Annotated in this window: 8 protein-coding genes; 2 read left to right on the top strand and 6 right to left on the bottom strand. The window is 68.6% G+C overall.

The window, feature by feature from the left end; translation table 11 throughout:
• Nucleotides 1-2 precede the first annotated feature (2 nt).
• Nucleotides 3-2,969 carry an excinuclease ABC subunit UvrA gene (gene uvrA / locus ACLIJ1_RS22225; protein ID WP_411367907.1) on the bottom strand — a complete coding sequence of 989 codons (2,967 nt, stop codon included), beginning with the start codon at nt 2,967-2,969 and terminating at the stop codon, nt 3-5.
• Between the two features lie 242 nt (nt 2,970-3,211).
• On the opposite strand from uvrA, the gene ACLIJ1_RS22230 reads away from it, so the two are divergent.
• On the top strand, nt 3,212-4,402 hold the full coding sequence (locus ACLIJ1_RS22230) for an MFS transporter (protein ID WP_411367908.1): 1,191 nt from the start codon (nt 3,212-3,214) through the stop codon (nt 4,400-4,402).
• Between the two features lie 95 nt (nt 4,403-4,497).
• Nucleotides 4,498-4,995, top strand: coding sequence for a single-stranded DNA-binding protein (gene ssb / locus ACLIJ1_RS22235; protein WP_411367750.1), 498 nt, complete (start codon nt 4,498-4,500; stop codon nt 4,993-4,995).
• 84 nt (nt 4,996-5,079) lie between these two features.
• On the opposite strand, the gene ACLIJ1_RS22240 is transcribed toward ssb, so the two are convergent.
• The 5 genes from ACLIJ1_RS22240 to ACLIJ1_RS22260 are packed head-to-tail and all read right to left on the bottom strand — an operon-like array spanning nt 5,080 to nt 13,001.
• On the bottom strand, nt 5,080-5,889 hold the full coding sequence (locus ACLIJ1_RS22240) for a hypothetical protein (protein WP_411367751.1): 810 nt from the start codon (nt 5,887-5,889) through the stop codon (nt 5,080-5,082).
• The gene (locus tag ACLIJ1_RS22245; RefSeq protein WP_411367752.1) at nt 5,886-6,845 is read right to left on the bottom strand and encodes a hypothetical protein; all 960 of its coding nucleotides are present in this window, start codon (nt 6,843-6,845) and stop codon (nt 5,886-5,888) included. Before ACLIJ1_RS22245 ends, ACLIJ1_RS22240 begins: the two co-directional genes overlap by 4 nt.
• Before the next feature lie 9 nt (nt 6,846-6,854).
• Nucleotides 6,855-9,776 (bottom strand): hypothetical protein, encoded by a 2,922-nt coding sequence (locus tag ACLIJ1_RS22250; RefSeq protein ID WP_411367753.1) that lies wholly within the window; start codon nt 9,774-9,776, stop codon nt 6,855-6,857.
• Between the two features lie 40 nt (nt 9,777-9,816).
• A complete protein-coding gene (locus ACLIJ1_RS22255; RefSeq protein WP_411367754.1) occupies nt 9,817-10,722 on the bottom strand; it encodes a caspase domain-containing protein in 906 nt (301 codons plus the stop codon).
• Between the two features lie 35 nt (nt 10,723-10,757).
• Nucleotides 10,758-13,001 (bottom strand): hypothetical protein, encoded by a 2,244-nt coding sequence (locus tag ACLIJ1_RS22260; RefSeq protein ID WP_411367755.1) that lies wholly within the window; start codon nt 12,999-13,001, stop codon nt 10,758-10,760.
• Between the last annotated feature and the right edge of the window lie 3 nt (nt 13,002-13,004).

Consider the following 13,004-nt stretch of genomic DNA (forward strand, 5'->3'; position numbering starts at 1 on the left):
CGTCAGCGCTTGAGCAGCCGAGCGAGATAGCGGCCGGTGTGGCTGGCCTCGCAGGCCGCCACTTCTTCCGGCGTGCCTTCGACCACCATCGTGCCGCCGCCCGAGCCGCCTTCCGGGCCCATGTCGATCAGCCAGTCGGCGGTTTTGATCACGTCCAGGTTGTGTTCGATGATGACGATGGTGTTGCCCGCGTCGCGCAGCTGGTGCAGCACCTTCAGCAGCAGCTCGATGTCGGCGAAATGCAGGCCGGTGGTCGGTTCGTCGAGGATGTAGAGCGTGCGGCCGGTGTCGCGCTTGGAGAGCTCCTGCGCCAGCTTCACGCGCTGCGCCTCGCCGCCCGAGAGCGTGGTGGCGCTCTGGCCCAGGCGCACGTAGGACAGGCCCACGTCGAGCAGTGTCTGCAGCTTGCGGTGCAGCGTGGGCACGGCGCTGAAGAACTCGGCCGCGTGTTCGACCGTCATTTCCAGGATCTGCGCGATGTTGCGGCCCTTGTACTGGACCTCCAGCGTCTCGCGGTTGTAGCGCTGGCCGTGGCAGACCTCGCAGGGCACGTAAACGTCGGGCAGGAAGTGCATCTCCACCTTGACCACGCCGTCGCCCTGGCAGGCTTCGCAGCGGCCGCCGGCCACGTTGAAGCTGAAACGGCCCGGACCGTAGCCACGTTCGCGCGCCATCGGCACCTCGGCCATCAGTTCGCGGATGCCGGTGAACAGGCCGGTGTAGGTGGCCGGGTTGCTGCGCGGCGTGCGGCCGATGGGGCTCTGGTCGACGTTGATGACCTTGTCGAAATGTTCGATGCCTTCGATGGCGTCGTGTTCGGCCGGCTCGTCGTGTGAGCGGTAGAGCGTGCGCGCCACCGCGGCATACAGCGTGTCGTTGACCAGGGTCGATTTGCCCGAGCCCGAGACGCCGGTCACGCAGGTCAGCAGGCCGACCGGGAAGGCCACGCTCACGCCCTTGAGGTTGTGGCCGCGCGCATTGAGCACCCGGATCTCCTGCATGTCGCCCAGGGTGGCTTCGTGCGCGGCCTGCCGTTCGGCGCGGCGCTCGGCGGCCGGGCTCATCGGAAAGCGCGACTTGACCGGTGCAGCCTTGGGCGCCTTGACCACCGGCATCCAGGGCGTTCGCTTCGCTGGCACCGCGATCTGCAGCGCGCCGCTGAGGTACTGGCCGGTGAGTGAATTCGGATCGGCCATCACCGCCGCCGGTGTGCCCTGCGCCATCACCCGGCCGCCGTGCACGCCGGCACCCGGGCCGATGTCGATCACATGGTCGGCGGTGCGGATCATGTCTTCGTCGTGCTCGACGACGAGCACGGTGTTGCCCAGGTCGCGCAGGTGCTGCAGCGTGCCGATCAGGCGGTCGTTGTCGCGCTGGTGCAGGCCGATGCTGGGCTCGTCCAGCACATACATCACGCCGCTCAGGCCCGAGCCGATCTGGCTGGCCAGGCGAATGCGCTGGGCCTCGCCGCCGGAGAGCGTGTCGGCACTGCGGTCCAGGCTCAGGTAGTTCAGGCCCACGTCGTTGAGGAACTTCAGGCGCTGGCGGATCTCATTGACCACGCGCGCGGCGATGTCGGCCTTGGCGCCCTGGAGTTCGAGCCGGCGGAAGTAGTCCAGCGCCTCGCCTAGGGTGATGTGGCTGACCTTGTAGATCGGCTGGCGCTGTTCGCCGTCGCCGACGAAGACGTGCCGTGCTTCCTTGCGCAGGCGCGTGCCACCGCATTCGGGGCAGGCTTGCGTGCTGCGGTAGCGCGCAAGCTCTTCGCGCACGTTGACGCTGTCGGTCTCGCGGTAGCGGCGTTCGAAGTTGCGGATGATGCCTTCGAAGGGGTGCTTCTTCGCGACCTTCTTGCCGGCGCGTTCGCCCGATTCAAGCGCGTAGCTGAACTTGATCTCTTCCTCGCCCGAACCGTAAAGCAGCACCTGCTGGACCTTCTCGGGCAGGCTTTCCCAGGCGGCCTCGGCATCGAAACCGTAGTGCGCCGCCAGGCTCTCGATCATCGCGAAGTAGTAGCCGTTGCGCCGGTCCCAGCCCTTGATGGCGCCGCTGGCCAGGCTGAGCGTGGGGAAGGCGACCACGCGCTCGGCGTCGAACACTTCGGTGTGGCCGATGCCGTCGCAGGCCGGGCAGGCACCCAGCGGCGAGTTGAACGAGAACAGGCGCGGCTCCAGCTCGCCGACCGTGTGGGTGCAGACCGGGCAGGCGAACTTGGCCGAGAACGCCAGTTCGGCGCCGGTGTCCATGTCCACCGTCAGCGCGCGCCCCTCGGCCAGGCGCAGCGCCGCCTCGAAGCTCTCGGCCAGGCGCTGTCGCTGCGGATTCGTGCCTTCTTCCTCGGCCGAGCGCACCTTGATGCGGTCGATCACGACGTCGATGTTGTGCTTTTCGGTCTTCTTGAGCGCCGGCAGGGCTTCCGCCTCGACCACCTCGCCACCGATGCGAAAACGCACATAGCCCTGGGCCTGCATCTCGGCGAACAGATCGGCGAACTCGCCCTTCTTCTCGCGCGCCACTGGCGCGAGGATCATCAGCTTCGTGCCCTCGGGCAGGGCCAGCACCGTGTCCACCATCTGCGCCACGCTCTGCGAGGCGAGCGGCAGGTCGTGGTCCGGACAGTAGGGCGTGCCGGCACGGGCGTACAGCAGGCGCAGGTAGTCGTGGATCTCGGTCACCGTGCCCACGGTGGAGCGGGGGTTGTGGCTGGTGGCCTTCTGCTCGATGGCGATCGCGGGCGACAGGCCTTCGATCAGGTCCACGTCGGGCTTGTCCATCAGCTGCAGGAACTGCCGCGCGTAGGCCGACAGGCTCTCGACGTAGCGGCGCTGGCCCTCGGCGTACAGCGTGTCGAACGCCAGACTGGACTTGCCCGATCCCGACAGCCCGGTGATCACCACCAGCGACTGCTTGGGGATGTCCAGGTCGATGTTCTTGAGGTTGTGCGTGCGCGCACCGCGCACCGACAGCATGGTGGCGGTAGGGTGGGCGGCGGGAACGGGGGGCTTGGAATCCACGGGCAAGGCGTCAAAAGGGCAACCCGCCATGATAAGCCGCGGGGTATTCCCGAGCAAAACCGGCTGTTCCGCAGGCGGCGCAGCCGCCCCGCGTGTCCCGATACCCGACAATGGCGCTTTTGCCCCGTACCCACGCCGTGTCCTCCCTCTCCGCTTCATCCGTTGCCGCCGATCCTGCCCTGGCCGACCCGACCCGCATGACGGCGGACGAGCGCCGCGCCAGTGCCGCGCTGGCCCTGGTGTTCGCGTTGCGCATGCTGGGCCTGTTCATAGTGCTGCCGGTGTTCGCGCTGGAAGCCGCCCGCCTGCCCGGGGGTGACGATCCGGCCCGCGTGGGGCTGGCAATGGGGCTGTACGGGCTGACGCAGGCTTTCCTGCAGATCCCCTTCGGTATCGCCTCCGACCGCTTCGGCCGCAAGCGCACCATCGTCGCTGGCCTGCTGATGTTCGCCGCAGGCAGCGCCATCGCTGCCTGGGCGCCCGACCTGACCTGGCTGTCGATCGGCCGCGCGGTGCAGGGCGCGGGCGCAATTTCGGCCGCGGTCACCGCCTTTCTGGCCGACGTGACGCGCGACAGCGTGCGCACCAAGGCCATGGCCATGGTCGGCGCCAGCATCGCGCTGATGTTTGCGCTGTCGCTGGTGATCGCCCCGCTGCTGGCCGGCTGGGTTGGCCTTTCCGGCATCTTTCTCATGACCTGCACCCTGGCGCTGCTGGGCATCGCCGTGGTGCTGTGGGTGGCGCCGCCCGAGCCGGTGGTGCACAAGCCGTCGGACATGCAGCAGGTGCGCGGAGGTCTGGCCGAGGTGCTGCGCCACCCCGGCCTGCTGCGCCTGAACCTGGGCGTGTTCGTGCTGCACGCGGTGCAGCTGGCAATGTGGATGGCGGTGCCGGCGCTGCTGGTGACGGCCGGCCTGCCCAAGGCGGCGCATTGGCAGGTCTATCTGCCGGCGGTGCTGGCATCGCTGGTGGTCATGGGCGGCGCCCTGTTCCCGATGGAGCGCAAGGGCAAGCTGCGTGTGGCCTTCCTGATCTCCATCGGCCTGATCCTGGCGGTGCAGCTGGGCCTGTGGGCCGTGGCCGGCGCGCAGCCGGGGCTGTGGACCCTGGGCGGGCTGCTGTTCGTGTTCTTCATCGGCTTCAACATGATGGAAGCCAGCCAGCCCAGCCTGGTGTCCAAGCTGGCGCCGACCCACGCGCGCGGCGCCGCGCTTGGGGTCTACAACACGCTGCAGTCGGTGGGCTTTTTTGTCGGCGGCGCGGTCGGCGGATGGCTGGCGCGCAACCATGGCCCGACCGGCCTGTTCGCGGTCTGCGCCGCGGCCACGCTGATCTGGCTGGTGGCGGCCTGGCCGATGCAGGCGCCTGCGGTCACTGCCCGGCACTGATCGGGCTGGCCCGGTACCGGGCAGTTGCGGCACAATGGTCGACCGACCGGCGGCCGGTCCATCCGCGCCACCCCCCATTTCTCAGGGCATATCTCATGGCATCCGTCAACAAAGTCATCCTCGTCGGCAACTGCGGCCGCGACCCCGAAATCCGTTACCTGCCCTCGGGCCAGGCCGTCGCCAACGTCAGCGTCGCGACCTCCAGCCGCCGCAAGGACCGCAACAGCGGCGAGACCATCGAAGACACCCAGTGGCACCGCGTCACCTTCTATGACCGCCTGGCCGAAATCGCCGGCGAGTACGTGAAGAAGGGCCGCCCGATCTACGTCGAAGGCCGCCTGAAGTACGGCACCTACGTCGACAAGGCCACTGGCGTCGAGAAGAACACGGTCGACATCATCGCCACCGAGCTGCAGCTGCTGGGCGGCCGCGAAGGCATGGGCGGTGGTGACGAAGGCGGTGGTGGCGGCGGCTACAGCCGCCCGGCCGCGGCGCCGCGTGCAGCAGCCCCGGCGGCCCGCCCTGCGCCTGCGCCTGTCGCTGCGAAGCCTTCCAGCGGCTTCGACGACATGGACGACGACATTCCGTTCTGAATCCCTGACGCCACGCACCAAGGGCGTGGCCTTCACAACCCGCCCGGCGCAAGCCCGGCGGGTTTTCTTTTTTCCGGGTGCTGCTCAGGTGCCTTCGGCGCTGCATCGGACCGCACAGAGCGCCGGCGAGCGCCATACCGCCAGCCCGTAAGGGCTGGAGCAGATGGCGTGGTCAGGCGCGTGGCGGCGCTGCGCCGCAGCCTGTCCCCAGCGCGTGCATAGCGCCCGGCGCAACAGCGCAGGCATGCCCTTGGCGCCGATGGCTGCGGCGTGGTCCAGCGCCAGCAGCCATTCGGCCGCATCGGGGTAGAACGGCGACAGGCTGCTGGCGCGGGCGTCATCGTCGCCCGCCCAGTCGAGCGCGCATTCCAGCAAGGCCATCGATGTGTCTGCGCCAGGAATCCCCTCCAGCCCGGCCACGGTCAGCAGCGCCAGCACATTGGTGATCACGGTGCAGTCGACCATGTCCTGTCCCCCGGCCAGACGGCTCCAGGTCGCGAACACGCCGGTGCGCAGCCACGGTGGACGCAGGGCGGGCAGGCGGCCAATGCGCCTTGTGCCAATGCGCTGGCAGGCGGTGCGCCGAACCTCGTCGCGGGTCAGGCGTCCGGCCAGATACAGCTCCAGCGCCATGATGGCGGTGTCGTCGGCGTCGTCCGGCAATGCCGGCGCCCAGTGCGGGCGCAGGCCCTGCGGCCAGAAGCCGAAGCCGCCGTGTACCGAGCGGCAGCGTTCTAGCACGGCCAGCATGGCGGGTGGCACGGCATGACCCCTGTGCCGCAGCGCGCGCACGGCCAGGGCCGTGGCAAAACCGTTGCGATCTGGCAGCCGCCGCCCGCCGGTGTGCATCTCGCTGGCGACCAGGCCGGGCAGCGCGGGCGGCGCCAGTGTCATGTGGGCCTCAGGCCGCACTGCAGCCAGACCGATCCGCCAGCGTCGACACCCGCACCCACCATGCCGTGGCGCCAGCGCCCATCGGCAGGGCCGTTGGCCAGTGCTGCATAGACCTTGGCGGTTGTGCCGCTCACCGCGGAGAGCAGCGTCTGCCGGACCTGTTCGTCGTCGCGGAACACCGCCTTGGCGAAACAGAACCAGGTCAGGGCACGCGGCTGCAGGTCGCCGTCGAACACCACGCTCAATCCGGAAGGCCGCGGCAGGTCCTGCCCGCCGCTGAGCAGATCCAGATGCCGCGACAGGGCGGCGCCTGGCACGGGCGTTCCGAAGAGGCTCTGGGCAAGGTCAAGCAAGCGCGTCCGGTCGAGATCGGCGCTTTGTGCGTACAGCTCCAGGGTCCGGTCGGCGTTCAGACCGGCCATGCGCCAGTGCAGGCTGGACCCGCGCAACCAGGGGTGGGCCGCGATCAGCACCGGGGGCAGGGCCGCTCCGTGCGGCAGCTCTGCATACAGCTTGGTGGCCTGACCGGTGGACGAGAAACGTGCCCCCAGCCAGGCGCCAAACCGCAATTCCCGCTCCTGTTGCAACGCGAGCCAGGGCCCCATCGCGGGCAGCGGATCGTCTGGCCAGTCGAGTTGCCGGGCGGCCAGGGGCAGCCGCCCGGCATCGGGCGCTTCCGGCGGCGCCACCTCCACCGTGTACCGCAGCGCCGTCTCGCGCGAGGACCAGGCGAACTCGATCGGCAGGCCGGTGTTGGTGAGCCGGCTGAACCGCCACGCCACCTCCGGCCAGACCGAGCGGCCGACGGCGCCCAGTTGTGATTCCAGGGCGGCGCGGGCAGACGCCACTGACACAGGCAGCACGGGCGCCATGCGGTCGAGCGTGGCCTCGACCGCAGCGGGGATCGCACAAGCCATCGTGGCGGGTCCTGCCATGGTGGCTTCGGCCGGGCTCACGTCACCACCTCACAGACTCACCGGCTGGATTTCCTCCGCCGTGTCCACCCAGGCCCGCTGCTGGAACAGGTTCGGGCCGACGAAGGTCAGGCGGAAGCGATACTGGCGCAGGCTCCTGTCGCGCAGGGCCATGCGCAGCTTGACCGAGTCGGTCGCAGTGCCCGGAATCTCCAGCCGCTCGATGCGCTCGTACTGGTTGGCCGGGTCGCGGTACTCGACATCGACCAGCACGCGGTTCACGGTGGCGGGATCGAACGCCGGAATGAACTCGATCCGCAGCGCGCCCACAAACAGGTCGTGCACCACGATCTGTGACACCTCGACCTCGGTCGCCGGCAAGCGCGTGACGCTGCCGTCCTTGAGGCGTTGCACCAGCTCCATGTCGACACCGCGGTCGGCGGGTGCCGGCTTGGCGCCGCGCAACTTCCAGACCTGCGGGGGGCTGTCGCGGCGCAGCGTGAGCACGGTGCGGGGTTCCGGGCTGGCGTAGCCGTGGGCTTTCAGGTTGAGCTCCATCGACTCGACCACCTCCCAGTCGATGTCGCCGGCGATCGCGCTGATTTCACGGAACTCGATGTGCTCGTAGGGGTTGACGAACAGCGTGCGGTCCAGCGTGGGCTGGGCCGGGATGTCGTAGGAATGCCGGTCGGCGGCCCAGCCCGATTGCGGATCGAAGTGGAACTGGTAGCCGGCCCGGTAACCGATGTCGCGGGTGCTGTTGAGAAACACCTTGAAGGTTTCGACCTTGTTCTCGCCAGGTAGAAACACGAAGTCGGCGTGCTTGTGGTCCTGCGGTTTGGCCGGATCGCCGTAGTCCAGCGCGACCTGGGCCGAGGCCAGTGCGATGGGCGCGAAGTCGATCGGCATGCTGGCCTCGACCTTGAACTCGCGGAAGAACGGATCGTCGAGATCGATCTCCTTGAAGTAGCGGGACTTGTCGCGCAGGTCGCCCAGCATCAGACCGAAGAACCCCTGAGGCGCATAGGTGCGGCGGGTCGCTTCGGAGCGGTTGTAGCGCAGGGTGAGTTTCTTGCGCTCCTCCTGGCGCACAAACTTCAGCTTGAAGCTCGCCACGACCGGAAGCGAGCTGCCGCCCTGGGCCGGTGGCGGGGGGGGGGGTGGCGGCGGAGGCGGTGGTGGTGGGGGCGGCGGAGGAGGAGGAGGCACCGGCGACGCGGGTCGCCGCAGCACGCCGCGCCAGCGTGAGGGTGTGGTGCCGGTGCTGCGGCCGATGATGTGGGCCACGCGGTTGTCGGGGTCGCCACCCATCGGCGAGTGGGTGCCCGGTCGGCTGGAGGCCGGGTGGTCGCCGTTGGCGGTGCCGCCGGTCACGGTGCCTCCCGCGCGTTGCACGATGGCCAGGGCCACGTCGCGGCGTCGCGACGAAAGACGCGTGTTGTAGGCCTCGCGCTGGGTCTCGCCGCGCCCGTCGCCGTGTTCGTGGCTGGCGTAGGCTTCCACGCGCACATTGCGCGGCGTCGGCAGGGCCTGGATCCAGGCTCGCAGCCGGTCGGCGCCATGCTCCGGCCCGCTCCAGTTGCCGTCGCCCTCGATGCGCAGGGTGCCCGAGGCGTTCTGGAAGCGCGGATCGGTGGTGCTGTTGTCCACGTAGGTGCGGTACTCGGGCGACGGCGGATTGACGCGCCAGTTGGCTTCGGCGGGTTTGTCGAAATCGAAGAACAGGCCGAAGGTCTCTTCGGTGGTCTGTGCGGTCCATTCCACCTCGATGGTCTTCTGGCTCGCCACATTCACTGTCACAGTGATGCGACCGGCGGAATCGGGCGCCACCGGCTGGCCATCCACGCGCACCGTGGCGCCGGTCCCCGTGATGTTCAGGGTCTCGGCCAGGCCGCTGGTGGCGGGCGTGTGCGTGACGCCCTGACCGGACGGCAGGGGCGTCGGGCTCTGCTGCTCCACGGTGAGCGTGGCGGGCTGCACGCCGCCGGTGCCACTGGCTGGGTTGGTGTTCGTGCCGGTGTTGGTGTTGGTGCCTGTGCCGGTGCCGGTGGCCGGATTGGTGCTGGTGTTGTTGGCGCCCTTCAGCAGGTCGCGTCCGGTGGCGATCACCTCGCTCAGCGGGTCGCTGGTGGCCTGTTGCGCGGCCAGCTGGCCCGGCGTCAGCGTGGGCTCGAACCATTTGGACAGCAGGTCGTCCTTGAAGAAGTCGAGCGCCCACTTCTCCTGCTCGCGCTCGTCGGCCTCGTCGGTGAAGTTGATCACCTTGATCTGGATCGCGCCGCTCTGCACCAGCGACTCAAACGCTGCGTCGATGCCGCCGCGCACGAACTGGTACTGGGCTTCGATGCTGGCGCTGAAGTGGTTGAAGATGCGTTCGAAGTCGGCGGTGATCTCGACGTCGATCGACGGCCGCATCGCCAGGTACTTCATGTTGTAGATCACGCCGATGGGCGACATGCCGTCACTGAAGGCCTGTTCCAGGATGGTCGCTCCTTCTTTGGACAGCGACAGGCTGAACGCCGCGCCGTTCTCGCTGTCCATCGACGGCACCGACGCGCCCAGGATCAATTCGACCGCGTTGAAAGCGCCTTCGGGTGGTGCGGTCGCGGCGGTGCCGCCCGAACCCTGCAGGTTCAGCGCCAGGCACTGCACCGCGCCTTCCTCGAACGGTGCCGCCGCCAGGCGGGCCGGGGGTGTGACCCCGGGCTCGGCGTTGATCCGGCCCAGGATGCGCGACTCCAGCTGGGGCGTGAGCTTGAGCGTGGTCTTGAACATCAGGAAGCCGCCACCGGTCTTCCCGATGTCCACGCTGGCGGCCTTGTATTTCAGGAAGCTGAATTCCGCGAGGTTGTCCGGGCCGGGTCGGCGCGCCAGGCCGACGGGGCTGGGCAGGTACCAGAACTGGTTGGCATCGGCGTGGTCGCGGAAGACCGTGACGCCGTCGACCGTGATGGGCTTTTCGAGGCTGAGCATGGGAACTCCTCGTGGTGGTTCGGTGCGGTGGGATGTCGGTTCAGCGCGAGTCGCGCCAGCCGTCCAGGAAGGTCTCGCTCATGCGGTTGGCCTGGCCGCGCAGCTGCGGTGTCTGCTGCTGGCCGGGGAAGTGCTGGGTCATCAGCGCGGCCACCGAGGAGGTGAGTGACTCGATCAGGCCGTGGTGGTCGATGCTGAAGTTGCTGGCGTTGACCAGGTCGAGGAAGGACTTGGTCAGCAGGCCGTGGCCGATGGCTTCGGTCTCCATGGCAACCTGGGCGGCCGAGCTGGCCGCGATCAACGTGGACTTGGCCTGCTGCACCAGGCGGCGTGTGTTGTCTTCCTCCACCACCACGCCGGTGTTGCGGGTGGTCACGCTGCGGATGTTGTTGTCCAGCACGGTGCGGTTGGCCGGCGGCAGGCAGATGCCGCAGGGCAGCAGCGTGCGGCACTGGCCCAGACGCTGCAGCAGGTCGGTGCTGAACTGCGGCGAGCGGGCGCGGCGCGCGATCTCGGTTTCGTCGTGCATGCCGCCCGAATGGCAGCTGTCCAGGATGATGGTGAAGTTGGCGACCGAGGGTTCGAGCGAATCGGCGAGCGAGTAGATTTCGTGGTCGCTGATGTGCTGCCCGGAGAACGGGATGATGGTCTCGAACATCTGGGTCGGCACCACGGGGTGCGGCGTCCTTCCGCCGTGACCGGAGTAGTAGAAGCAGATCACGTCACCCGGCTGCGACTGGGTCACGCAGTAGCGCAAGGCCTGGCGGATGCGGGTCGAGGTGGCCGCGCCGTCGGTGAGATAGAAGATGTCCTGCGGCGCGAAACTGAAGGCATCGACCAGCATGTGGTACATCGAGGCCGCATCGGCCACGCAGAAACGCAGGCTGTTGTAGCCCTGCACGGAATAGTCGTTCACGCCGACGACAACGGCTCGCTTGGTGGTCATGGGTCGCTCCTGGGTGCGTTGGGTGGGGCTTGGTTTCAGATCACCACGGTGATCACGTCGTTTTCGGTCTCGACCAGCGCCGGGCGCTCGGTGCGCCCGTCGGTGTGGACCACGGTGAGCTGGTGGCTGTAGCGCTTCTTTGACGGGTCGGGGGTGGAGAAGCGCACGCGCGCTTCGGTCATCTCGGGGGTCAGGCGCACGCGCTCGTGGCGGGTGTAGTGGTGGGCCGGATCGGCGTAGTTGACGTCCAGCATCGCGGCGCGCACCGTGCTGAAGTCGACGATCGGGAAGATGGTCAGGTCCAGCGAGCCCGGGTAGGGGTCGTCCACGACCACCGAGGTGGCGCGTGTGGTGACCGGTGGCAGCTCGACTACGCTGCCGTCCTTGAGGTGGTGGCGTACCTGGTAGCGCCAGCTGCGTGTGGAGGTCGGCGAGATCCGCAGCTTCCATTCGAGCGCGGTGGGCGTTGCGGCGACGATGCGGCCGCTCTTTTCCCTCTTCCAGCCGCTCGGGTCCTCGTAGGCCATCTCGACCTCGGTGAAGTCGATCACGCCCGGGTCGATGCGGCCGGGTTCGACGCGCAGCTGCAGGAAGCCGATCGACTCCATCGGGTTGAGCACCAGGGTGCGGTCGTCGGTCGCAGCAATCCGCGGAGCGTCGTGGCTGAAATGCTCGCCCTCCCAGCCGCTGGTCGGGTCGAAGTGGTACTGCGCCTGCCAGGCGTAGGTCTGGTCCTTGCGGAGGTTCACGACGAACTCCACCGACTTGGTGGCATGGTCGTCGGCACTGAACACGAAGTCCTGCCGCCGGTGGTTGTTCGGATCGCTGACCGGCCCGTAGTCCAGTTGCAGATGGATCTCTTTCAGGCCCAGGGTTTCGAACGCGAACGGCGCCTTGGCCTCAACCTTGATGGTCTGGAAGAACGGGTCGTCGAGGTCGATCTCGACGAAGTAGGGCGGCCGGTTCAGCTCGCGCGCCATCAGACCGATGAAGCCCTGCGGTGCATAGGTGCGCTGTTGGGCCTCGGACCGGTTGTATTCGAAGGTCGCGGTGCGGCGCTCCTCCTGCCGGATCGAGCGCAGGCGGAACGCCGCCACGGCCTCGTCACGGCGTGGTGTGCCAGGAGCGCTGCGGTCAGCGGCTGCGGCGACCGGCGTGGTGCCACTGCGCGTGCCCGCGCCGCCAGGGGGCGGGGTGCTGGTTGCCGGTTCGCCGGAGCCTTCGGTCGGGCTGCTGCTGGCGCTGGCGCCGGCGGACGCGCCGTTGGCGCCCAGACCGGTCGCGGCCGGACCGTGTCCGGTGCCTTCGGTGGGGCTGGGACCCGGGTCGTCGGTGGCGGGCGCCGTGGGTGTGGCGCCCGGGCGTTCCGGGGCCTGCGGTTGCGGCGGTCGCAGCTGCTCGCCCAGGAGGCGCACCTGGTCGAGCGAGGCGGCCGTGGCGGCGGTGGCGGCCAGGGTGCCAGGCGTGAGCACCGGCGTGAACCAGGTGTTGAGCACCTGCGCCTTGAAGAAGTCGAGCGCTTCCTTGATGCGGGCTTCGTTCTCGGGCGTGCCGGTCATGTCGGCGACCTCGATCTTGATCGCGCCGCTGCGCACCAGCCGCTCGAAGCCGGTATCGATGCCGGCCCGCACGAAGCCCCGCTGGCCATCGGCCGAGGTGCTGAAGTGGGTGAACACCTGGTTGAAGTCGGCGGTGATCTTGACGTTGAAGGCCGGGCGCAGGCCGGTGTACTTGAGGTCGTAAATCACGCCGATCGGCGTCGTGCCGTCCTTGAGGGCCTTCTCCAGGATGGTCGCGCCTTCGGCCGACAGCTCCAGGCTGAACACGGCGGTGTTGTCGCCGGCCAGCGAAGGCTTGCCGGCGCCCAGGATGCTCTCCACCGCATTGAACGAGCCTTCTGGGGCGGTGGCCGAGGTGGTGGCCCGGGTGCCTCCGGAACCCTGCAGGTTGAGCGCCACGCAGCTGACCGTGCCGTCGTCGAACGGCACCGGTGCCAGGCGGGGCCGGCCGCGGCTGATCGACGCCAGCCGCTCCAGCACCCTGCGCTCCAGATCGGGGTCCAGCCTGAGCCGGGTCTCGATCATCAGGTAGCCGCCACCGCGCCGCGCGGTCCCGCCGCGGTTCTTGTATTTGAGGTAGGTGAACTGGGTGCGCTGGTCGGCGTCGCGTTTGGACAGCGTCACCGGTCCGGGCAGGTACCAGAACTGAGACGCGTCGGCGTGGTCGCGAAACACGGTGACGCCTTCGATCGAAATCGAGCGTGAGTCGAGTTGCAGCATGGT

This window comes from Hydrogenophaga sp. RWCD_12, from assembly GCF_046604225.1.
In the GTDB taxonomy this organism is placed as follows: domain Bacteria; phylum Pseudomonadota; class Gammaproteobacteria; order Burkholderiales; family Burkholderiaceae_C; genus Hydrogenophaga.

Excerpts from the sequence above, each read along its gene's own strand:
- uvrA (WP_411367907.1), bottom strand. The coding sequence starts at position 2,969 with ATGCTGTCGGTGCGCGGTGCGCGCACGCACAACCTCAAGAACATCGAC.
- ACLIJ1_RS22230 (WP_411367908.1), top strand. The coding sequence starts at position 3,212 with ATGACGGCGGACGAGCGCCGCGCCAGTGCCGCGCTGGCCCTGGTGTTC.
- ssb (WP_411367750.1), top strand. The coding sequence starts at position 4,498 with ATGGCATCCGTCAACAAAGTCATCCTCGTCGGCAACTGCGGCCGCGAC.
- ACLIJ1_RS22240 (WP_411367751.1), bottom strand. The coding sequence starts at position 5,889 with ATGACACTGGCGCCGCCCGCGCTGCCCGGCCTGGTCGCCAGCGAGATG.
- ACLIJ1_RS22250 (WP_411367753.1), bottom strand. The coding sequence starts at position 9,776 with ATGCTCAGCCTCGAAAAGCCCATCACGGTCGACGGCGTCACGGTCTTC.
- ACLIJ1_RS22255 (WP_411367754.1), bottom strand. The coding sequence starts at position 10,722 with ATGACCACCAAGCGAGCCGTTGTCGTCGGCGTGAACGACTATTCCGTG.
- ACLIJ1_RS22260 (WP_411367755.1), bottom strand. The coding sequence starts at position 13,001 with ATGCTGCAACTCGACTCACGCTCGATTTCGATCGAAGGCGTCACCGTG.